This window comes from Streptomyces sp. ASQP_92 (assembly GCF_025399895.1).
Taxonomy (GTDB): domain Bacteria; phylum Actinomycetota; class Actinomycetes; order Streptomycetales; family Streptomycetaceae; genus Streptomyces.
Window position 1 is genome coordinate 1 of the sequence record NZ_JAODUA010000002.1, and the last position, 20,533, is coordinate 20,533.

The window sequence follows — 20,533 nt, forward strand, 5'->3', positions numbered from 1 at the left end:
TTTTTAGGGAAAGCCCCGCACCAGACCGTAGAAATACGGTCACGGTGCGGGGCTTTTTCGCGTTCATGGTCCGCTTTGCGGCGTCGGTAGGGCGCCCGTACCCCCTGTGCAGGCATTGGCCCGCGCTGACGGTAGGGTCAGGGGGCATCGTCGGCACATTTCCCACAGGAGGCCCCCGGGTGGAGGTCCAGGAGACTCGCGTTCAGACGGACCGGGTGCTCACCATCCCCAATATCCTCAGCATGGCGCGCCTCGTGGGCGTGCCGCTCTTCCTGTGGCTGATTCTCCGACCCGTCTTCGGTGGTCCGAACAGCGACGGCTGGGCTCTGCTGGTGTTGGCGCTGAGCGGTGTCAGTGACTACCTGGACGGCAAGCTGGCCCGGCGGTGGAACCAGATCAGCAATCTGGGGCGCCTGCTCGACCCGGCCGCCGACCGGCTGTACATCCTTTCCACGCTGGTCGGCCTCACCTGGCGGGAGATCCTGCCGATTTGGCTGACCGCCGCCCTCGTGGCCCGTGAGTTGATGCTTCTGGTGATGGTGGGAATCCTCCGCCGGCACGGCTATCCGCCGCCCCAGGTGAACTTCCTGGGTAAGGCCGCTACGTTCAACCTGATGTACGCCTTCCCGCTGCTGCTGCTCAGTGACGGAAGCGGATGGCTGGCGTCACTCGCAGCGATTTTCGGATGGGCGTTCGCCGGATGGGGTACAACTCTGTATTGGTGGGCAGGAATCCTGTATGTGGTTCAGGTCCGCCGACTGGTGAAGGCGGACGTAGCGGCCGATTGAGTCCGGCGATCGTGGGCCCCTGGTGATGAGTGGGTAGCCGCGTATGACGCCAGAGACCCGTCCGTACGGGCGAAGTCGGCCAGACCGTCGCTTCTTGAGGAGGACGTTTCCGACATGAAGGCCGTCGTTATGGCTGGTGGCGAAGGCACACGCCTTCGCCCCATGACCTCGAGCATGCCCAAGCCGCTCCTGCCGGTGGTCAACCGGCCGATCATGGAGCATGTGCTTCGGCTGCTCAAGCGGCATGGGCTCAATGAAACCGTCGTCACCGTGCAGTTCCTGGCGTCACTCGTCCGGAACTACTTCGGTGACGGAGAAGAGCTCGGAATGGAGCTCACCTATGCCAACGAAGAGAAGCCCCTCGGCACCGCGGGCAGCGTCAAGAACGCCGAGGAAGCTCTTAAGGACGATGCCTTCCTGGTCATCTCCGGTGACGCCCTCACCGACTTCGACCTGACCGATCTCATCAATTTCCACAAGGAGAAGGGCGCACTCGTCACGGTGTGCCTGACACGCGTTCCCAACCCTCTTGAATTCGGCATCACCATTGTCGATGAAGAGGGCAAGGTCGAGCGCTTCCTTGAGAAGCCCACCTGGGGTCAGGTCTTCTCCGACACCGTGAACACGGGCATCTATGTGATGGAGCCCGAGGTCTTCGACTATGTCGAGGCCGACAAGTCCGTCGACTGGTCCGGTGACGTCTTCCCGCAGCTCATGAAGGAAGGCAAGCCGATCTACGGCTATGTCGCCGAGGGCTACTGGGAGGACGTGGGCACGCACGAGAGCTACGTCAAGGCGCAGGCCGACGTGCTCGAGGGCAAGGTCGACGTCGACATCGACGGATTCGAGATCTCCCCGGGAGTCTGGGTCGCCGAAGGCGCCGAGGTCCACCCCGATGCCGTGCTCCGCGGTCCCCTTTACATCGGGGACTACGCGAAGGTCGAAGCGGATGTGGAAATCCGTGAGCACACCGTCGTGGGATCCAATGTGGTGGTGAAGAGCGGCGCGTTCCTGCACAAGGCCGTCGTCCACGACAACGTGTACATCGGTCAGCACAGCAATCTCCGTGGCTGTGTGATCGGCAAGAACACGGACATCATGCGGGCCGCCAGAATCGAGGACGGCGCCGTTATCGGGGACGAGTGCCTCGTCGGTGAGGAATCGATCGTCCAGGGGAATGTCAGGGTCTATCCCTTCAAGACCATCGAGGCCGGCGCGTTCGTCAACACCTCGGTGATCTGGGAGTCGAGAGGGCAGGCCCATCTCTTCGGAGCCCGGGGCGTCTCCGGCATTCTCAATGTCGAGATCACACCCGAACTCGCCGTACGGCTCGCGGGGGCGTACGCCACCACGCTCAAGAAGGGGTCGACGGTCACCACGGCGCGCGACCACTCGCGTGGTGCGCGGGCGCTCAAGCGGGCCGTCATCTCGGCGCTCCAGGCCAGCGCCATAGACGTACGGGATCTGGAGAACGTGCCGCTGCCCGTCGCGCGCCAGCAGACGGCGCGGGGCAGTGCCGGCGGCATCATGATCCGGACCTCGCCGGGAGTGCCGGACTCCGTCGACATCATGTTCTTCGACGAGCGGGGCGCGGACCTCTCGCAGGCCGGCCAGCGCAAGCTCGACCGGGTCTACGCGCGCCAGGAGTACCGACGCGCCTTCCCCGGAGAGATCGGCGATCTCCAGTTCCCCTCCAGCGTCTTCGACTCGTACACCGGATCGCTGCTGCGCAAGGCCGACACCGCCGGGATCGCGGAGGCGGGCCTCAAGGTCGTCGTCGACGCCTCCAACGGAAGCGCCGGTCTGGTGCTGCCGAGTCTCCTCGGGCGGCTCAAGGTGGACGCCCTGACTATCAACCCCGGTCTCGACGAGTCCAGGCCCACGGAGACGGCGGAGAGCCGGCGGGCCGGGCTCGTGCGGCTCGGGGAGATCGTCGCCTCGGCGCGAGCCGCGTTCGGCGTGCGGTTCGACCCCGTCGGTGAGCGGCTCTCGCTGGTCGACGAGCGGGGCCGGATCGTCGAGGACGACCGGGCGCTGCTGGTGATGCTGGACCTGGTGGCGGCCGAGCGGCGCAGTGGGCGGGTCGCGCTGCCCGTCACGACGACCCGGATCGCCGAGCAGGTCGCCGCGTACCACGGCACCCAGGTCGAGTGGACGACGACCTCGCCGGACGACCTGACGAGGGTCGGCCGTGAGGAGTCCACGATCTTCGGTGGAGACGGGCGCGGCGGATTCATCGTGCCCGAGTTCAGCAGTGTCTTCGACGGTGCGGCCGCGTTCGTGCGGCTTCTCGGGCTGGTGGCGCGTACGCAGCTGACGCTGAGTCAGATCGATGCGCGGATACCGCAGGCACATGTGCTGCGGCGGGACATTCCGACGCCGTGGGCGGTCAAGGGCATGGTGATGCGCCGGGTCGTCGAGGCCGCCGGAGGCCGGTCCGTGGACACCACCGACGGCGTACGCGTCGTCGAGGCCGACGGCCGCTGGGTGATGGTGCTGCCCGACCCGGCCGAGGCCGTGACCCACCTGTGGGCCGAGGGGCCGGACGACGTGTCGGCTCAGGCGCTGCTCGACGAGTGGGCCGCGGTGGTCGACAGCGCGGGTCACTGACGTCCCGAGGGTGTGCCGGGCCGGGCCTTCGGGCCCGGCCCGGCACATCGGTGGGGCCATTCGGTGGTAGCGCCGCCGACGTGCGACGATGTGCGGCATGCCGCAGCAGCCCCCCGTTCGGAGCACACCGTCTCCGCCCCCGCGTCCCGACGCGTCGATGTCGCTGCTGACCAACGTCATGGACCACGCGCTCGACGACGGGTACGCGGAGGCGACCGCTCGGCGTGAGGCCGAGGGCGGCGCCGGAATGCCGCGCACGCTGAAGGCCAAACTGGGCCTCGCGGCCGGACTGGTGCTCGCCGCTCTCGTCGTGACGGTGGGGGCCGCGCAGGCGCGTTTCACCGCTCCCGTGGTCGCCAAGGAGCGCCAGGAGTTGATCAATAGGGTCGAGTCGGCGACCAAGGCCGCCGACAAGCTCGAGGACGACGTGGACGACCTGCGCACCGAGGTCGGCGACCGGCAGCGCAAGGCACTGGAGAAGCACGGCGGCGACCAGGGTGAATTGGTGGCGCTGCTGTCGGGTGCGACGGAAGTGCACGGTCCGGGCGTGAAACTCGTCGTCGACGACGCCAAGGAGACCGCCCCGGGTGACGGCAGCCGACCGCGCGAGAGCACGACGTTCGCGGACACCGGCCGGGTCCGGGACCGCGACATGCAGCGCGTCGTCAACGGGCTGTGGCAGTCCGGCGCGGAGGCGATCGCCATCAACGGGCAGCGGCTGACATCGTTTTCGGCGATCAGGGCCGCCGGCGACGCCATACTGGTCGACAACAGGCCCCTGGTGCCGCCGTACACGGTCCTCGCGGTCGGTGACGGCAAGAAGCTGAGCACCGACTTCCAGGACAGCGCGGACGGGCAGTATCTGCACGTGCTCCAGCAGAACTACGGGATCAGGGCCAGCGTTTCGGCCGAGGGCGACGTGCGCCTTCCGGCTGCGCCGAGCCTGACCGTGCGTACAGCAAAGCCAATGGCCACGGGCGCCGGCAAGGGCGCGGCCGCCACAGGGAAGGGCACATCGTGATCGCCGTACTTGGCCTCGTCGTGGGAGTCGTGGTCGGGCTTTTCGTCCGGCCCGAGGTGCCCGCGGTGGTCGAGCCGTATCTGCCGATCGCCGTCGTAGCGGCACTTGACGCGGTCTTCGGCGGCCTTCGCGCCATGCTCGACGGCATCTTCGTCGACAAGGTCTTCGTGGTCTCCTTCCTGTCGAACGTGGTGGTCGCGGCGCTGATCGTGTTCCTCGGCGACAAGTTGGGTGTCGGCGCGCAGCTGTCGACCGGCGTGGTCGTGGTGCTCGGCATCCGGATCTTCTCCAACGCGGCCGCCATCCGTCGGCACGTCTTCAGGGCCTGACGCCGATGAGTGACGCGGAGAAATACACCGATCAGGGTGACGGCGAGCAGGGGCCGTCCGCCGAGGTACCGGGTGAACCCACGGGGGCGGAGCCGCAGTTGACGGGTCGGCAGCGGCTCGCCGCGGGGCTCTGGCCGCCGCGGGTCAGCCGGGCTCAGCTCATCGTGGCGCTGCTGCTGTTCGTCCTCGGCCTCGGGCTGGCCATTCAGGTCCGGTCCAACAGCGACAACAGCGCGCTGCGCGGCGCCCGCCAGGAGGACCTGGTGCGCATCCTGGATGAACTCGACTCGCGTACGAAGCGTCTTGAGGACGAGAAGCAGCGTCTGGAGGGCCAGCGCACCGAGCTGGAGACCAGCTCCAACCAGGCGGAGGAGGCGCGCAAGCAGACCGTGGAGAAGGAGCAGCAGCTCGGCATTCTGGCCGGCACGGTCGCGGCGCAGGGCCCCGGCATCACGTTGACGATCAGCGACCCCAAGGGCGCCGTCGAGGCGGACAAGGTGCTCGACACGGTGCAGGAACTGCGCGCCGCCGGGGCGGAGGCGATCCAGATCAACGATGTGCGCGTGGTGGCCAACACCTACTTCTCGGACGAGACCGGTGGCATCGGGGTCGACGGCAAGAAGGTCGGCGGGCCGTACGTCTTCAAGGTGATCGGCAAGCCGCAGGATCTCGAGCCGGCGCTGAACATCCCCGGCGGAGTGGTGCAGACTCTGGAGAAGGAGCAGGCCACCGCCACGGTGGTCCGCTCGGAGAAGATCGTTGTGAACGCCTTGCGAGTGGCGAAGCGGCCTGACTACGCTCAGTCGTCCTCGCACTGATGAGGACGGGTATGCGTCCTGGCGCACAACGACAGGAGGTTGCGGGGGGTCGCCGCTCCGTAACAGTGGTGCGTGGTGGAAACTGTTTGGCGGATACGGACGTTGTGAGGGTGTCCGGTTCGGCCGGTGTGTTGGTTCTGGGTTCGTCCTGCCCCACGGGCGGGTCTGTTTCGGTCAAGGGGAATCGCCCGTGAAGTTGTTTGCGAAGTTGTTCGGCAAGAGCGCACGCCAGGACGGCGGCAGCGCCGCCAGGCACCGTGCTCAGCGCCCCGGAGAGCCGGAGGAGCAGGGCGGCGACCGCCCGCTGTTCCGCGATGAGGTGGCCGGTTCCGGTGGTGACATTCCGGGCGTGTCGTCTGTTGACCCGGCGGGCGCGGGACGCATAGGTTTCGGGGAACCGTCAACCTCAAGTACGGGTGGAGGGTTTGCCTCCGACCCGTATGCCACCAGTGCCCACGCGGTGCCGCCGCGGCAGGAGGATCCGTCGATGTCGGGCATGCCGGTCTGTACGAGGTGTGGGCACACCAATCCCGCAGCCAGCCGCTTCTGTTCCAACTGCGGCGCGCCGCTGCGGCCCGGTGTCGTTCCGGAGCGGGCTTCGGAGACCACCTCGACCATCTCGATCTCCGGTCTCGAGGCGTACGACGCCGAGGTCACCGGGCAGACGCAACTGCCGTCGCTCTCCCCGGAGGCGCAGGCCGCGGTCGACGCCCTTCCGCTGGGCTCGGCGCTCCTGGTGGTGCGCCGCGGGCCGAACTCGGGAAGCCGCTTCCTCCTGGACGGCGAACTGACGACGGCGGGCCGTCACCCGCAGAGCGACATCTTCCTGGACGACGTGACGGTCTCGCGCCGCCACGTGGAGTTCCGGCGCGGCCCCGACGGGCGGTTCACCGTCTCCGACGTCGGCAGCCTCAACGGTACGTATGTGAACCGCGAGCGGATCGACGCCGTCGATCTGAACAACGGCGACGAGGTCCAGATCGGCAAGTACCGGCTGGTCTTCTACGCGAGCCAGCGCGCGCTCTGAGCCCAGGCCAGGGAAGGTCCATGCTGCAGACACCGACGGGCGGTGCCGGATCGGGCACCGCCGCCGCGGGCGGCCGGCTGATGAGCATCGGCGGGGTGCTCAACCAGCTGCGCGACGAATTTCCCGAAGTGACGATCTCGAAGATCCGGTTCCTGGAGTCCGAGGGCCTGGTGGAGCCCCGGCGTACGCCGTCGGGGTATCGCAAGTTCAGCCCCGAGGACGTCGAGCGCCTGGCTCAGGTGCTGCGGATGCAGCGGGACCACTATCTGCCGCTCAAGGTCATCCGTGAGCACCTGGACGCCCTGGACCGCGGTGAGCAGCCCTCTCTGCCGGCCCCGGGCGGCGCCCGGGAGCTGCTGGACGGCCTGGGCGAACCGGACGGGGAACGGCCCACGGCAGCCCGGGTGGGCCGCGCCGAGCTGATGGCGGCCGCCGAGGTCACCGAGGCGGAACTGGCCGAGTGGGAGTCCTACGGTCTGCTCACGCCCGGGCCCGAGGGCGGTTTCGACGCCGAGTCGGTGAATGTGGCACGCCTTGTGGCGGATCTGGGGCGATTCGGTCTGGAACCCCGCCATCTGCGCGCCATGAAAGCAGCCGCGGACCGTGAGGCGGGGCTGATCGAGCAGGTCGTGGCGCCCCTGCGATTGCACCGTAATCCGCAGACCAGGGCCCATGCGGAGGCCACCACGAAGGAGCTCGCGGCGCTCTCCGTGCGCCTCCACGCGGCACTGGTGCAGACCGCCCTGGGTGTCCGGCTTCACTGATCTTGTGGCTGCCCGACTACCCAAACCTGCCGAGCACGTCCTAGGGTTGCTGTGTGAACGAGCTCGACGTCGTGGGTGTCCGGGTGGAAATGCCCTCCAACCAACCGATCGTGCTCCTGCGTGAAGTGGGAGGCGATAGGTACCTCCCTATCTGGATCGGTCCGGGGGAGGCGACCGCGATCGCCTTCGCCCAGCAGGGGATGGCGCCGGCGCGGCCGCTGACGCACGACCTTTTCAAGGACGTGCTGGAGGCCGTGGGCCAGGAACTGACCGAGGTCCGCATCACGGATCTGCGCGAAGGCGTCTTCTACGCGGAGCTGGTCTTCGCCAGTGGCGTGGAGGTGAGCGCCCGGCCGTCCGACGCCATAGCGCTGGCGCTGCGCACCGGCACGCCGATCTACGGCAGTGACGGTGTCCTCGATGACGCGGGAATCGCCATCCCGGACGAGCAGGAGGACGAAGTGGAGAAGTTCCGCGAGTTCCTCGACCAGATCTCGCCCGAGGACTTCGGTACCAACAGCCAGTGAGCACCGGAAACGAGTGATCCGGCGGCCGTCCGAGTGGTGCCGCGCACGGCGCGTGCGCCGGAGGGGTTTCGGCGCATTCGAGTAGCCTTTCCCGCAAGAGAGACACGGGAAACCACTCTCAGGGTGATTATCACTCGGCGTGCCGAGTGTGGCGATCGTTGACGCACCCCTGGTGACTGCCTACCGTCGAGTGGGCAGGTCAAGGACGGAGGGTCGGCGTGAGAATGAGCGGCGACGGTACGGCAGGGGGTGCTCCCGGACTCGGTTCGGGAGAGGGCGGGCCGTACCCGCTCCACAGCGGTACGTCCGAGCCGAGCACCGAAACGGTCGGATATCGGGGGCCCACCGCGTGCGCGGCGGCGGGCATCACCTACCGCCAGCTCGACTACTGGGCGCGCACCGGTCTGGTCGAGCCCAGTGTCCGCCCGGCCTACGGCTCGGGCACCCAGCGCCTCTACAGCTTCCGGGACGTCGTCGTCCTGAAGATCGTCAAGCGATTCCTCGACACCGGTGTGGCCCTTCAGAACATCCGGGCCGCCGTGCAGCACCTGCGCGATCGCGGCTTTCGCGATCTGGAGCGGATGACGCTGATGAGCGATGGCGCCACCGTCTACGAGTGCTCTTCGCCGGACGAGGTCGTGGACCTGCTCCAGGGCGGTCAGGGGATCTTCGGGATCGCGGTGGGCGTGGTGTGGCGGGACGTCGAGGCGGCGCTTTCGCAGCTCCACGGCGAGCGCGTCGACACGGGCGAGACCCTGGTCGGGCACAACCCGGCCGACGAGCTGGCCAGGCGGCGCAACCGGGCGGTCTGACCCCGCGGCGGCGGCCCGCGGGGACGATTGTCAGTGGCGTACGGCAGCATCGGAGATGTGAGAGCCGCGCCGACCATTCTGCATCTGGACATGGATGCCTTCTTCGCCGCCGCAGAGCAGGCGTCGAAGCCCAGCCTGCGCGGAAAACCCGTGGTGGTGGGCGGTCTCGGTCCACGCGGTGTGGTCTCGACGGCCTCGTACGAGGCGAGACGTTTCGGGATCCGCTCGGCGATGCCCATGGCGCAGGCCCGGCGGCTCTGCCCGAACGCGGCGTACCTGGTGCCGCGCTTCCAGCTCTACCGCACCATCAGCGAGCAGGTCATGGAGCTGCTTGGCCGGCTGTCTCCGCTGGTCGAGCCGCTGAGCCTGGACGAGGCCTTCGTGGACCTGGAGGCCGGCGGGGTGGCCTTCGGGTCGGCGGCGGCGCGGGAAGCCGGTGAGCGACTGCGCAGGGACATCAGAGCGGTCACCGGGCTGAGCGGGTCCGTCGGGCTCGCCGGGTCCAAGATGCTGGCCAAGATCGCTTCCGAGCAGGCCAAGCCGGACGGTCTGGTCCTCATGGAGCCCGGCACCGAGCGCGGCCTCCTCGCCCCCATGTCGGTGCGCATCCTCCCCGGTGTCGGCCCGGCCACCGGAGAACATCTGCGGCGGGCCGGCATGACCACCGTGTCCGACCTCTTCGAGGCGGGGGAGGACGAGCTCGTACGGCTCCTCGGGAAGTCGCACGGGGCCTCGCTCTACCGGATGGCGTCCGGGTACGACGACCGGCCCGTGGTGGCCGAGCGGGACGCCAAATCCGTGTCCGTGGAGGACACCTTCGACGTGGACCTGCACGACCGGCTCCGAATCACCGGCGAGGTGGGGCGCCTGGCCGACCGGTGTGTGCAGCGGCTGCGGGCCTCCGGGCACTCGGGGCGCACCATCGTGCTCAAGGTCCGGCGGTACGACTTCTCGACGCTGACGCGCTCCGAGACACTGCGCGGCCCCACCGACGACCCCGCCGTGGTCCGGGAGGCGGCGGCGCGGTTGCTGGACTCCGTGGACACCACGGGCGGCGTGCGCCTGCTCGGCGTCGGGGTCAGCGGGCTCACGGACTACACGCAGGAGGACCTGTTCGCGCAGGCCGCGGGCGAGCGGGACACACAGGAGCCGGAGAGCGAGGAGGCCACCGGGGTGGTCGAGGCGGCGGAGGCGGGAATCCCGGCGGAGGCCGTGGAAGCCCCGGCACAGAGGCGCTGGCTGGCCGGGCACGACGTGCGCCATGTCGAGTACGGGGCGGGGTGGGTGCAGGGCAGCGGCGTCGGGCGGGTAACGGTGCGCTTCGAGACGCCGACGGCCCGGGTGCCGGGGCGAGTGCGGACCTTCAAGGTGGACGACCCCGGCCTGGAGCCCTCGGAACCCCTGCCGCTGGTGGAGCGGACCGGCGCGGAGGCGGGAGCGGCCGAGGAAGAGACCGGAGTGCGGGGGGCCGGGGATGCGGACGGGAAGGCGGCGACCCCCGGCGGGTCGAAGCCGGACGGGATGGCGTCACCGGCGGATGTGCCGGAGACCGATGGACGGGAGTCGACCGCGGACGTGCCCGAGGCGGACGGGCAGGCGGCGACCGCGCGCGGCCCGCAGACGGCCCGGGAAGCGTTGGCCGAGGACGCACCTATGGCGGACGGGATGGCGTCGGCCCGGGATGTGCCCGGGGCGGACGGGCAGGCGGCGACCGCGCGCGGCCCGCAGACGGCCCGGGAAGCGTTGGCCGAGGACGCACCGATGATGGATGGGATGGCGTCGGCCCCCGACGTGCCCGGGGCGGACGGGCAGGCGGCGACCGCGCGCGGCCCGCAGACGGCCCGAGAAGCGTTGGCCGAGGATGCACCTATGGCGGACGGGATGGCGTCGGCCCCGGACGCGCCCGGGGCGGACGGACACGCATCGACCGCGCGCGGCCCGCAGCCGCTCGGGATGGCGGTGGCGGTGGCGGTGGACGGGGCGCAGGCGGTCGGGGTGGGCGGGGTGGAGGCCGCCGGGGTGGCGGTCGGCGCGGGTCGCCCGCCGGGTCAGATGTCGCCGCCCGCGAGTCGGCCGAAGTCCCGGTCGGAAGGCGGTGGGCCGGGTTCGGGGGCCGCGATGTCCAGGCCGTAGTGGTGGTAGAGCTGGAGCTCCTGTTCCGGGGAGAGATGGCGGCCCACGCCGAAGTCGGGCGCGTCCTTGATCAGGGCGCGGTCGTAGGGGACGCGCAGCGTCTCGTCGACCAGGGTGCTGGGTTCCAGGGGGACGAAGGCGTCCCTGCTGAACAGTCCGGTGCGTACGGCGGCCCACTCCGGGGCGCCCGTGGCGTCGTCGAGGTAAACCTCGTCCACCGTTCCGATCTTGTGTCCATTGCGGTCGTATGCCTTGCGGCCGATCAGGCTGCGCGGATCGATATCGGTCTGCACGGTCCCTCCAACTGGTCGCAACCGGTTACAACTGCTCCATAAGCACTACGAAAGGGCACATCGTGGGTGTTGGCCACTTGAGCAGTTGAACAAAGAATCGGCTCGGAGTGCGCTGGTAGGCTGGCAAACGGCTGCTGACCCCGTGCGGGAGAGTCCTCCGACGTACTCACTGAGTCCTCGGCGGACGCCGAAGGAGCAACTCCTCCCCGGAATCTCTCAGGCCCACGGACCGCACGGACGAGGTCACTCTGGAAAGCAGGACGGGGGAAGCACGGGCACTTCGGCCCGGGCGGAACCTTTCCTCACCGACGGTGAAAACCGGAGCGCCCCCGCGCGCCCCGGTGAAGCTCTCAGGTTGAGATGACAGAGGGGGAGGCCGTCCGGGTACCCGCGCCGTGGTACCCCTCGCAGGTCGTGCGACCAGGAGGCCTCCGTCATGACCGCCAACCGCATTCCGCTCAGCCGGCTCGAGCGCGGCATCCCCTTCGAGCAGCGCCACATCGGGCCCGATGCCGAGGCTCAGGCGAAGATGCTCGCCCAGGTCGGCTACGGCTCGCTCGACGAGCTGACCGCCGCCGCCGTTCCCGAGGTCATCAAGAGCGCCGGGGCACTGAACCTGCCCGACGCGCGGACCGAGGCCGAGGTGCTCGCCGAGCTGCGACAGCTCGCGGACCGCAACCAGGTGCTCGCCCCCATGATCGGCCTGGGTTACTACGGCACCTTCACGCCGCCGGTGATCCTGCGCAACGTCATGGAGAACCCGGCCTGGTACACGGCGTACACGCCCTACCAGCCCGAGATCTCGCAGGGCCGCCTGGAGGCGCTGCTCAACTTCCAGACCATGGTCGCCGAGCTCACCGGTCTGCCCACCTCGGGCGCCTCGCTCCTCGACGAGAGCACCGCGGCCGCCGAGGCGCTCGCCCTGTCCCGGCGCGTGGGCAAGGTCAAGGGCGGGGTCTTCCTCGTCGACGCCGACACCCTGCCGCAGACCATCGCCGTGATCCAGACCCGCGCCGAGCCGACCGGCGTCGAGGTCGTCGTCGCCGACCTGAGCGACGGCATCCCGGCCGAGGTCGCCGAGCGCGGTGTCTTCGGCGTGCTGCTCCAGTACCCCGGCGCCTCCGGCCAGGTCCGTGACATCAAGCCCGTCATCGACGCGGCCCACGAGCTCGGCGCGATCGTCACCGTCGCCGCCGACCTCCTCGCCCTCACCCTGCTCGCCTCGCCGGGCTCGCTCGGCGCGGACATCGCCGTCGGCACCACCCAGCGCTTCGGCGTCCCGATGGGCTTCGGCGGCCCGCACGCCGGGTTCATGGCGGTCCAGGAGAAGTTCGCCCGCAGCCTGCCCGGCCGCCTCGTCGGCGTCTCCGTCGACGCCGACGGCAACAAGGCCTACCGCCTGGCGCTCCAGACCCGCGAGCAGCACATCCGCCGCGAGAAAGCCACCAGCAACATCTGCACCGCCCAGGTGCTGCTCGCCGTCATGGCCGGGATGTACGCCGTCTACCACGGTCCGGACGGGCTGCGCCAGATCGCCCAGCGCACCCACCGCTACGCCGTCCTGCTCGCCGAGGGCCTCAAGGCCGCCGGGGTCGACGTCGTCCACGGCGCCTACTTCGACACGCTCACCGTGCGGGTCCCGGGCAGCGCCGCCAAGGCCGTGGCCGCCGCCCGCGAGGGCGGGGTCAACCTGTACCTCGTCGACGCCGACACCGTCTCCATCGCCTGTGACGAGACCACCAACCGGGCCCAACTGGCCGCCGTCTGGGCCGCGTTCGGGGCCGACGCCGACATCGAGACGCTGGACGCGACGGCCGCCGACACCCTGCCGGACGCGCTGCTGCGCACCGACGACTTCCTGACCCACCCGGTCTTCCACCAGCACCGCTCCGAGACCGCGATGCTGCGCTACCTGCGCAAGCTCGCCGACCGCGACTACGCGCTGGACCGGGGCATGATCCCGCTCGGCTCCTGCACGATGAAGCTGAACGCGACCACCGAGATGGAGCCGGTGACCTGGCCCGAGTTCGGGCAGATCCACCCCTTCGCGCCGGTCGACCAGGCCGCCGGCTACCTCACGCTCATCCGTGAGCTGGAGGAGCGGCTCGCCGAGGTCACCGGGTACGACGCGGTGTCCATCCAGCCCAACGCCGGTTCCCAGGGCGAGCTCGCGGGCCTGCTCGCGGTGCGCGCCTACCACCGCGCCAACGGCGACACCCAGCGCACCGTCTGCCTCATCCCGTCCTCCGCGCACGGCACCAACGCCGCGAGCGCCGTGATGGCCGGCATGAAGGTCGTCGTCGTCAAGACCGCCGACGACGGCGAGGTCGACGCCGCCGACCTGCGCGCCAAGATCGAGCAGTACCGCGACGAGCTCTCGGTGCTGATGATCACCTACCCGTCCACGCACGGTGTGTTCGAGGAGCACGTCGCCGACATCTGCGCCCAGGTCCACGAGGCCGGCGGCCAGGTGTACGTCGACGGTGCCAACCTCAACGCGCTGGTGGGCCTCGCCAAGCCGGGCAAGTTCGGCGGCGACGTCTCGCACCTCAACCTGCACAAGACGTTCTGCATCCCGCACGGCGGCGGCGGCCCCGGCGTCGGCCCGGTCGGTGTGCGCGCCCACCTCGCGCCGTACCTGCCGAACCACCCGCTCCAGCCGACCGCCGGTCCCGCGACGGGCGTCGGCCCGATCTCCGCGGCCCCCTGGGGCTCGGCCGGCATCCTGCCGATCTCCTGGGCGTACGTCCGTCTGATGGGTGGCGAGGGGCTCAAGCGGGCGACCCAGGTCGCCGTGCTCGCCGCCAACTACATCGCCAAGCGCCTGGAGCCGCACTACCCGGTGCTCTACACGGGCCCGGCCGGTCTCGTCGCCCACGAGTGCATCGTGGACCTGCGCCCGCTGTCCAAGGCGACCGGCGTCAGCGTCGACGACATCGCCAAGCGCCTGATCGACTACGGCTTCCACGCGCCGACCATGTCGTTCCCGGTGGCCGGCACGCTGATGATCGAGCCCACCGAGTCCGAGGACCTGGGCGAGATCGACCGGTTCTGCGACACGATGATCGCGATCCGCGGCGAGATCGAGAAGGTCGCCTCCGGCGCCTGGCCCGCCGACGACAACCCGCTCGCCAACGCCCCGCACACCGCGGCGGCGCTCGGCGGCGAGTGGAACCACGCCTACAGCCGCGAGGACGCCGTCTTCCCGGCCGGGGTGTCGGCCGCCGACAAGTACTGGCCGCCGGTCCGCCGCATCGACGGAGCCTTCGGCGACCGCAACCTGGTCTGCTCCTGCCCGCCGCTGGACGAGTACGACCACTGACCCACCCATGCGTAAGGGCCGGTTCGGGGTTGTCCCCGGGCCGGCCCTCATGTGTCCGTACGGGACGCTTCCGCTGGGGAGGCGTCCCTACGAGCGCTGTCCGTACGAAGCCGCGCTAGGCGGCGGTCGCCACCTGCTCCGCCGTGAGCGACCGGTGCGGGGCGATGATCTGCCCGTCCGGCAGCAGCTCACCGGTGTCCTCGAAGAGCAGGACACCGTTGCACAGCAGGCTCCAGCCCTGCTCCGGGTGGTGTGCCACGGGCTTCGCGGCTTCCCGGTCGGCGGAGAAGGCTGTCGGGCAGGCTGGCTGGTGCTGGCACATGGATGCGTTCTTTCGCTGCGTCGTGGTGAGTGTGCTGCGGCTCGATGCGTTGTTCATGGCCGCCCCCCGTAGTCAGTCGGTCGGTCCGTTCCCAGTGTTGCCCCACGGGAGTCAATCCGCAGGGATTTCGCGGCAGCGCTTCCTACTGCTTAAGGACGTGTCACCCGTGCGGACGGTTCAGCTCAACTGGCCTGTCTTTTCGGGTGGTTCGGGGTGGCCCGGCAGGACTAGCCCGTATGGCGGAGCCGCGCGTACGCAGCATAGACACACCAGGCCCCGCGACCACACTGGTCGCGGGGCACTTTTTTCGCCGGGCGCCGACGGAGGGGTCAGACGGGCTGGCCGAGCAGGGGAGCGGCGGCCAGGCGCAGGGTGAGGACCGGCAGCAGTTCGCTGACCCGCAGCGGACGGTGGGCGCAGATGCCGGGCGGGGCGGGGGCCAGCGGCACCAGGAGGTCGTGGGGCGCGGGGCTGCCCGAGCCGCCGTCGGCGGTCGTGTCCGCGTGCAGCCACAGGGTGAGCATGTACAGCTCGGGGATCGAGAGCAGCCGGGGCTGGTAGTGGGTGGCGAGCGGCTCGGCCTGGCGCAGGGCGCGCTGGGTCGAGGCGATGTAGGGGCCCTCGAAGAAGTGCGAGAAGGCCCAGCCGTCCGGAGTGAGGCGGGTGTCCGCGGCGGCGACCGGGTGGTCGGGGCCGCTGATCAGGAAGCGCCATCCGGCCAGGCGGGTGCGGGGGGTACGGCCGCCCGGGGTGATCCCGTCCAGGACGTGCAGGGGGAGCGGGAGTTCGGGGGTGAGCGGACCTTCGGCGGAGCGGAGGGCCGGGGTGCGGGCCTCGCGTACGGCGGTGGGGGAACCGAGTGCCGCGAGGACGCTGCGCAGGGCGGGCGCGGGGGCCGGGGGGACATGCAGCGGCATGGTGGGTCGCCTCTCACTTCGGAGACACGGTGATGCGTGGGCGGTGCGGACGGCGCTGTCTGCGGTGCGGGGTCAGAGGGGGGCCGACGATGGAGGGCCGGGGCGCCAACTCTCTGCCTCGTTTGCGGAGTTTATACGACACGTGTTCACGCGTTGTTTCGTCTAGCCGTCCCGGTATTTGCCCGCAAGCCGGTATCAGGCCCTTACATGCGGGCGCCCTACCGGGGGAAATATGGTGCGCGCCGCGCCGACCTGGAGATTTGTCCCGGCGGGGGTCGGCCGATTCTCGTCGGTGTTTTTCACCATTGCCGAGAACGCGGTAACTGCACGTTGCCGTATGCCCGCCGAATGTGCCGGAGGCCGTAGTCGGCGACGCTACTCCATCAGCACCTCCCGCGCAGGCGTTATGGATCAGTCAGTCTGGGCATTATCGACCATGACACGGAGTGCCCGGCGCCACCGGGCACCCATTCGAGGAGGGACCCATCGATGGGGGAGAAGGTCGTGGCAGGCGGATTCGACCTGTCCGATCGGCACCGCTACCGGGACAAGCTGCACCAGTGTCTGGAGGGGCTGGAGAAGCTGCTGGCCCAGAAGCGGTTCGACCGTCCCAAGAACATGATGGGGCTGGAGCTGGAACTGAATCTCGCGGGTCCCGACGGTATGCCGCGGATGATGAATGGCGCGGTGCTCGAACGCATCGCGAGCCGGGATTTCCAGACCGAACTCGGAATGTTCAATCTGGAAGTGAACATCGCTCCGCACCGGCTCGGAGGCCGGGTATTCGATCAGCTCGCCGAGGAGCTGCGCACTGCCCTCGGGTATGCCGATCGCAAGGCGGCCGAGGTCGACGCCGGCATCGTCATGATCGGTATTCTGCCGACGCTGACGCAGAACGATCTCGTACCCGGGAACCTTTCCGACGTCGACCGCTACCAGTTGCTCAACGATCAAATTGTGGCGGCCCGTGGGGAGGATTTCACCCTCGACATCCAAGGGGTGGAACGGCTCTCCTGCACCTCCGCGTCGATCGCCCCCGAGGCCGCCTGTACCTCCGTGCAGTTGCATCTGCAGGTGACGCCGGGGCGGTTCGCCGCGGTGTGGAACGCGGCTCAGGCGGTCACGGCCGTGCAGGTCGCGGTGGGTGCCAACGCGCCCTTCCTGTTCGGGCGTGAGCTGTGGCGGGAGTCCCGGCCGCCGCTGTTCGAGCAGGCCACCGACACCCGGCCGGCCGAGCTGCGCGCCCAAGGGGTGCGTCCGCGCACCTGGTTCGGGGAGCGCTGGGTGTCGTCCGCCTATGAACTCTTCGAGGAGAACCTGCGGTTCTTCCCGCCGCTGCTGCCCATCTGCGACGAGGAGGATCCGCTGCGCGTCATCGCGGACGGCGGGGTGCCGGGCCTGAAGGAGCTCGTGCTGCACAACGGCACGATCTACCGGTGGAACCGGCCGGTGTACGGGATCGCCGACGGGGTGCCTCATCTGCGGGTGGAGAACCGGGTGTTGCCGGCCGGGCCCACCGTCGCCGACGTCCTGGCCAACGCGGCCTTCTACTACGGCCTGGTGCGCGCCCTCGCGGAGGAGTCGCGGCCGGTGTGGACGCGGCTTCCCTTCGAGTCGGCCGCTTCCAACTTCGACGCCGCATGCCGCTACGGCATCGAGGCCGAGCTGCTGTGGCCGGTGCCGCGCCGCGGGGGCGGTGTCGCCCGGGTGCCGGCCATCAAGCTCGTCAGTGAGGAGCTGCTGCCGCTGGCGGCCGCGGGGCTCGACGCGTGGGGCATCGAGGCGGCCGACCGGGACCATTACCTCGGCATCATCGAGGAGCGCTGCCGGCGTCGCGTCAACGGGGCGTCCTGGCAGGTCGACACCTACCACCGGGCGCTGGCCGCCGGACTCGGCAGGGAGGCCGCGCTCGCGGCCACCACCCGGCGCTACCGGGAGCTGATGCTGGAGGGCGAGCCCGTGCACACCTGGCCGACCGGCTTCCCCGGCCCTGAGGCGCGCCGGCGCTAGGCGCGGTGCTGGGCCTGGCCCAGGGCCACGATCGCCTTCAGGATCACGGCCTGGATGTCGGCCGGGTCGTTGACCTGATACCCGGCGCCGCCGGCCGCCCGGGCGATCTCCCGCACCTCGTCCTGGTCGGCCTGCGGGCCGACCGCGATGGCGATCAGGGCCACCGGCTTCGAGGGGTCGGCGAGCTTCTGCAGCTGGGTGACGAGGTCGGCGCGGGAGATGCTGCCCGGGTCCTCGTTGGCGCCGTCGGTGAGCAGCACGACCGCGTTGAACTTGCCGCTCGCGTACGTCGATGTCGCCTCCTGGTAGGCGGCCAGAGTCGTGTCGAACAGGCCGGTCGCGCCCTGCGGCACCGGCTGGAGTGCGGCGAACGCCGACGTCAGCCTGGACCGCTGGGTGTGGCCGCCGGCCGCCGGGCCGCCCAGGCGGGCGGTCGGCACCAGGCGGCGGTAGTCGCGCGAGCCGTCGAGCCGGGTGGCGAAGTCCCACAGACCGATCTCGTCCTCGGCGGTGAACTGCGACAGCGCCTGGAGCAGCGAGGCCTTGGTGACGTCCATCCGGGAGCGCCCGCCCGAGCCCGGGACCACGGCCGCCATCGATCCGGAGGCGTCCACCACCGTGGTCAGGCGAGCGCTCTGCACGGTGATCGTCCACATGCCGAGGGCGTCCTGGAGTTCCTGGTTCGAGGGCGGGTCGGCGGTGGCGCTCGCGTACGGCTGGGGTGCGCCGGCCCCGGCCGCCGCAGCGACCTGGGTGGCGTCGGACCGGCCCGGTGTGCGGAACCCCCGCCCGGCCAGGGCGTGTTGGGAGCCGGGATCGCCGAGCAGCGTCAGGAAGCGCATCGCCGCCCGGCTCTCGTCGGTGCTCATGCCCGCCTCGCGGACCATGGTGTACGGATAGTCGAGCTGCGGCGCGCCGTCCTTGGGGTAGAAGAGCCGCAGCCCCGAGCCGGAACTCCCGCCGCCGTGTGCGGCGTTGTAGGAGAAGGCCGCCTGCTCGGACAGGACCACGGCCGCGCTGTGGCGCGAAGTGGCGCCGTCGGCAGGGGAGTTGTCGCGGGCCAGCGTGTCGACCACGTGGCCGTCGCTGTCGGCGACGCGCTGCGAGAGCACTTTGGCGAGAGCCGCGCCCTGGGTGGCGCCCTCGGCGCCCCGAGCCGCCGCGGACTTGCCGATGCAGCTCAGCGCGAGCAGGCCCGCCGCGCTGTGGGCGGGGTCCGCCGAGCCCAGGCCCAGCTTGTCGTCCTCGGCGGTGGCCAGGGCCAACTCGGCCCAGGTGTACGTCTTGTGCGGCCAGCCGAGCGACGTAGCCGCGCCGGGCAGCGCGCCGAGCGCGACGGGGGAGTCGGCGACATGGCCCGCGGTGACCACATTGGCCGAGCCGCTCGCGTCCTTGGCGCGCTCCACCCACATCGAGGCGTCCGGTATCCATACCGCGAAGTCGGGTCTGGAGCGGGAGGTGAAGGACGCGGCCACCTGATAGGAGTCGCGAGCGGTGACCCGGACGTCCATGCACGAGCCGTCCGAGGTGATCCGCTCCTTGCGGGCCCGGTCGGCGACGGCCTCGATCACGGGCGCCACATCGGGGGAGGCGACCAGGTCCAGACGGACGGCGGAGGACGCGCAGGAGCGGCCGAAGGAGAGCGCCCCGCGCTGTACGGCGATGGCGGCGCCCCCGGCCACGGCCAGGACGAGCGCGGTGGCGAGGGCGACGGTGCGCCGCCGGGCGGAGCCCCGGGCCGCCCCGGTGCTCCCGGTCGCGGCGTCGTCGGGCAAGCTGTGACGTCCCATGGCGGTGGTGCCCCTCCTTGAATCCCGAACAAGGAAAAGGGAGACCCGCACCCTCGTAATGGCGCCCGTCCCCCGGCCTGTCGCGCGCGATCTTCGTGATGTCCTTCGAGACCCTAGCGGGGCGGCCGTGGGGAGGGAACGGGATTCGTCAACTGGAGGCAGGTGTGCAGGTGGAGGCCGAGCGCGTGGCTGATTCTCTTCCCGAAGCGGGTACTTCACCGCGAATCCTGCGGTCCGAGACGGTGCTCGTCCTGGCGCTCTCGCTCGGTGCGAGCGGAGTGTCGGCGCTGATCAGCTTCGTGGGATCACTCACCAAGGAGGGCGGGCTCAAGCACCAGGCGGCGAACCTCAACGCTTCGCACGCTCCTGGACGGCCGTGGCTCGATCTCGCCTGGCAGCTCTTCGGCATCGCGACGGCCCTGGTGCCGGTCGCGCTCGTGGCACACCTGTTGTTCCGCGAGCGGGCCGACGGCCTGCGGACGCTCGGTCTGGACCGGAGGCGGCCCTGGTCGGACCTGGGGCGCGGGGTGCTGATCGCCGCCGGGATCGGCAGCGTGGGGCTCGCCTTCTATCTGGTGGCGCGGGCGGCGGGCGGCAACCTGACCGTGGTTCCCGAGTCGCTGCCGGGTGTGTGGTGGAAGTATCCGGTGCTGGTTCTCTCGGCGGTGCAGAACGCGGTGCTCGAAGAAGTGATCGTCGTCGGGTATCTGCTGCGCAGGCTCGGCCAGTTGGGGTGGACACCGATGGCCGCGCTGGTGGCGAGTTCCGTGCTGCGCGGCTCGTACCACCTCTACCAGGGCATCGGCGGCTTCGTCGGCAACATGGTGATGGGCGTGGTCTTCGTCCTGCTCTACCGCCGCTGGCAGCGGGTCGGGCCGCTCGTCGTGGCGCATGCGCTCCTCGACATCGGCGCGTTCGTCGGGTACGCGCTGCTCGCCGGGAAGGTGAGCTGGCTGCCGACGATGTGAGCGGCCGGGGGCGTGCAGGGTGAGCCGTCGAGTGGGCGTGAACGGGTAAGGGGCGTATGGCTATCGCCTACGCCCCTTACCC

The 20,533-nt window shown here is 70.1% G+C and carries 17 protein-coding genes and 1 riboswitch; of the genes, 13 read left to right on the plus strand and 4 right to left on the minus strand.

Annotation, left to right across the window (positions count from 1 at the left end):
- The first annotated feature begins 179 nt into the window (after positions 1–179).
- The 10 genes from N4G70_RS06020 (at position 180) to N4G70_RS06065 (ending at position 10,829) form a co-directional block, all read left to right on the plus strand.
- The gene (locus N4G70_RS06020) at positions 180–788 is read left to right on the plus strand and encodes a CDP-alcohol phosphatidyltransferase family protein (protein ID WP_189960694.1); all 609 of its coding nucleotides are present in this window, start codon (positions 180–182) and stop codon (positions 786–788) included.
- A 114-nt stretch (positions 789–902) separates the two neighbouring features.
- Positions 903–3,398, plus strand: a complete 2,496-nt coding sequence (locus N4G70_RS06025; protein WP_261711396.1) for a mannose-1-phosphate guanyltransferase — start codon at positions 903–905, stop codon at positions 3,396–3,398.
- Between the two features lie 88 nt (positions 3,399–3,486).
- The gene (locus N4G70_RS06030; RefSeq protein WP_261711398.1) at positions 3,487–4,419 is read left to right on the plus strand and encodes a DUF881 domain-containing protein; all 933 of its coding nucleotides are present in this window, start codon (positions 3,487–3,489) and stop codon (positions 4,417–4,419) included.
- Complete coding sequence (locus N4G70_RS06035; RefSeq protein WP_031069011.1) at positions 4,416–4,748, plus strand: small basic family protein; 333 nt, start codon at positions 4,416–4,418, stop codon at positions 4,746–4,748. Before N4G70_RS06030 ends, N4G70_RS06035 begins: the two co-directional genes overlap by 4 nt.
- A gap of 5 nt (positions 4,749–4,753) precedes the next feature.
- Complete coding sequence (locus N4G70_RS06040; protein ID WP_261711399.1) at positions 4,754–5,566, plus strand: DUF881 domain-containing protein; 813 nt, start codon at positions 4,754–4,756, stop codon at positions 5,564–5,566.
- Positions 5,567–5,648: 82 nt separating this feature from the next.
- Positions 5,649–6,593, plus strand: coding sequence for an FHA domain-containing protein (locus N4G70_RS06045; RefSeq protein WP_261712051.1), 945 nt, complete (start codon positions 5,649–5,651; stop codon positions 6,591–6,593).
- A gap of 20 nt (positions 6,594–6,613) precedes the next feature.
- Complete coding sequence (locus tag N4G70_RS06050; protein WP_261711400.1) at positions 6,614–7,357, plus strand: MerR family transcriptional regulator; 744 nt, start codon at positions 6,614–6,616, stop codon at positions 7,355–7,357.
- Positions 7,358–7,410: 53 nt separating this feature from the next.
- Entirely contained in the window at positions 7,411–7,884 is a 474-nt protein-coding gene (locus N4G70_RS06055) for a bifunctional nuclease family protein (RefSeq protein WP_006123076.1), read from the plus strand.
- 224 nt (positions 7,885–8,108) lie between these two features.
- Positions 8,109–8,696: a MerR family transcriptional regulator gene (locus tag N4G70_RS06060; protein ID WP_261712052.1), complete on the plus strand. Its 588-nt coding sequence runs from the start codon at positions 8,109–8,111 to the stop codon at positions 8,694–8,696.
- Positions 8,697–8,753: 57 nt separating this feature from the next.
- The gene (locus N4G70_RS06065; protein ID WP_399034350.1) at positions 8,754–10,829 is read left to right on the plus strand and encodes a DNA polymerase IV; all 2,076 of its coding nucleotides are present in this window, start codon (positions 8,754–8,756) and stop codon (positions 10,827–10,829) included.
- Here the strand turns inward: N4G70_RS06065 and N4G70_RS06070 are convergent.
- Positions 10,745–11,122 (minus strand): PRC-barrel domain-containing protein, encoded by a 378-nt coding sequence (locus N4G70_RS06070; protein WP_261711401.1) that lies wholly within the window; start codon positions 11,120–11,122, stop codon positions 10,745–10,747. The two genes, N4G70_RS06065 and N4G70_RS06070, sit on opposite strands and share 85 nt — an antisense overlap.
- A 135-nt stretch (positions 11,123–11,257) precedes the next feature.
- Positions 11,258–11,364: riboswitch (glycine riboswitch) on the plus strand.
- A 194-nt stretch (positions 11,365–11,558) separates the two neighbouring features.
- Here N4G70_RS06070 and gcvP point away from each other — a divergent pair.
- Positions 11,559–14,444 carry an aminomethyl-transferring glycine dehydrogenase gene (gene gcvP, locus N4G70_RS06075; protein ID WP_261711402.1) on the plus strand — a complete coding sequence of 962 codons (2,886 nt, stop codon included), beginning with the start codon at positions 11,559–11,561 and terminating at the stop codon, positions 14,442–14,444.
- Positions 14,445–14,559: 115 nt separating this feature from the next.
- Here the strand turns inward: gcvP and N4G70_RS06080 are convergent, their stop codons facing one another.
- Positions 14,560–14,766 carry a DUF5999 family protein gene (locus tag N4G70_RS06080; RefSeq protein WP_053729707.1) on the minus strand — a complete coding sequence of 69 codons (207 nt, stop codon included), beginning with the start codon at positions 14,764–14,766 and terminating at the stop codon, positions 14,560–14,562.
- A gap of 329 nt (positions 14,767–15,095) precedes the next feature.
- Positions 15,096–15,683 (minus strand): hypothetical protein, encoded by a 588-nt coding sequence (locus N4G70_RS06085; protein ID WP_261711403.1) that lies wholly within the window; start codon positions 15,681–15,683, stop codon positions 15,096–15,098.
- Between the two features lie 489 nt (positions 15,684–16,172).
- Between N4G70_RS06085 and N4G70_RS06090 the strand changes: the two genes are divergently transcribed.
- Positions 16,173–17,693, plus strand: a complete 1,521-nt coding sequence (locus tag N4G70_RS06090; RefSeq protein WP_261711404.1) for a glutamate--cysteine ligase — start codon at positions 16,173–16,175, stop codon at positions 17,691–17,693.
- On the opposite strand, the gene N4G70_RS06095 is transcribed toward N4G70_RS06090, so the two are convergent.
- Positions 17,690–19,483: a substrate-binding and VWA domain-containing protein gene (locus tag N4G70_RS06095; RefSeq protein WP_261711405.1), complete on the minus strand. Its 1,794-nt coding sequence runs from the start codon at positions 19,481–19,483 to the stop codon at positions 17,690–17,692. The genes N4G70_RS06090 and N4G70_RS06095 overlap by 4 nt on opposite strands.
- A 185-nt stretch (positions 19,484–19,668) precedes the next feature.
- On the opposite strand from N4G70_RS06095, the gene N4G70_RS06100 reads away from it, so the two are divergent.
- Entirely contained in the window at positions 19,669–20,451 is a 783-nt protein-coding gene (locus N4G70_RS06100) for a CPBP family intramembrane glutamic endopeptidase (RefSeq protein WP_261711406.1), read from the plus strand.
- The last annotated feature ends 82 nt before the right edge of the window (positions 20,452–20,533 follow it).

Coding starts and splice junctions, on each gene's coding strand:
- N4G70_RS06025 (WP_261711396.1), top strand. CDS start 903: ATGAAGGCCGTCGTTATGGCTGGTGGCGAAGGCACACGCCTTCGCCCC.
- N4G70_RS06030 (WP_261711398.1), top strand. CDS start 3,487: ATGTGCGGCATGCCGCAGCAGCCCCCCGTTCGGAGCACACCGTCTCCG.
- N4G70_RS06040 (WP_261711399.1), top strand. CDS start 4,754: ATGAGTGACGCGGAGAAATACACCGATCAGGGTGACGGCGAGCAGGGG.
- N4G70_RS06050 (WP_261711400.1), top strand. CDS start 6,614: ATGCTGCAGACACCGACGGGCGGTGCCGGATCGGGCACCGCCGCCGCG.
- N4G70_RS06060 (WP_261712052.1), top strand. CDS start 8,109: ATGAGCGGCGACGGTACGGCAGGGGGTGCTCCCGGACTCGGTTCGGGA.
- gcvP (WP_261711402.1), top strand. CDS start 11,559: ATGACCGCCAACCGCATTCCGCTCAGCCGGCTCGAGCGCGGCATCCCC.
- N4G70_RS06080 (WP_053729707.1), bottom strand. CDS start 14,766: ATGTGCCAGCACCAGCCAGCCTGCCCGACAGCCTTCTCCGCCGACCGG.
- N4G70_RS06085 (WP_261711403.1), bottom strand. CDS start 15,683: ATGCCGCTGCATGTCCCCCCGGCCCCCGCGCCCGCCCTGCGCAGCGTC.
- N4G70_RS06090 (WP_261711404.1), top strand. CDS start 16,173: ATGGGGGAGAAGGTCGTGGCAGGCGGATTCGACCTGTCCGATCGGCAC.
- N4G70_RS06095 (WP_261711405.1), bottom strand. CDS start 19,483: ATGGGACGTCACAGCTTGCCCGACGACGCCGCGACCGGGAGCACCGGG.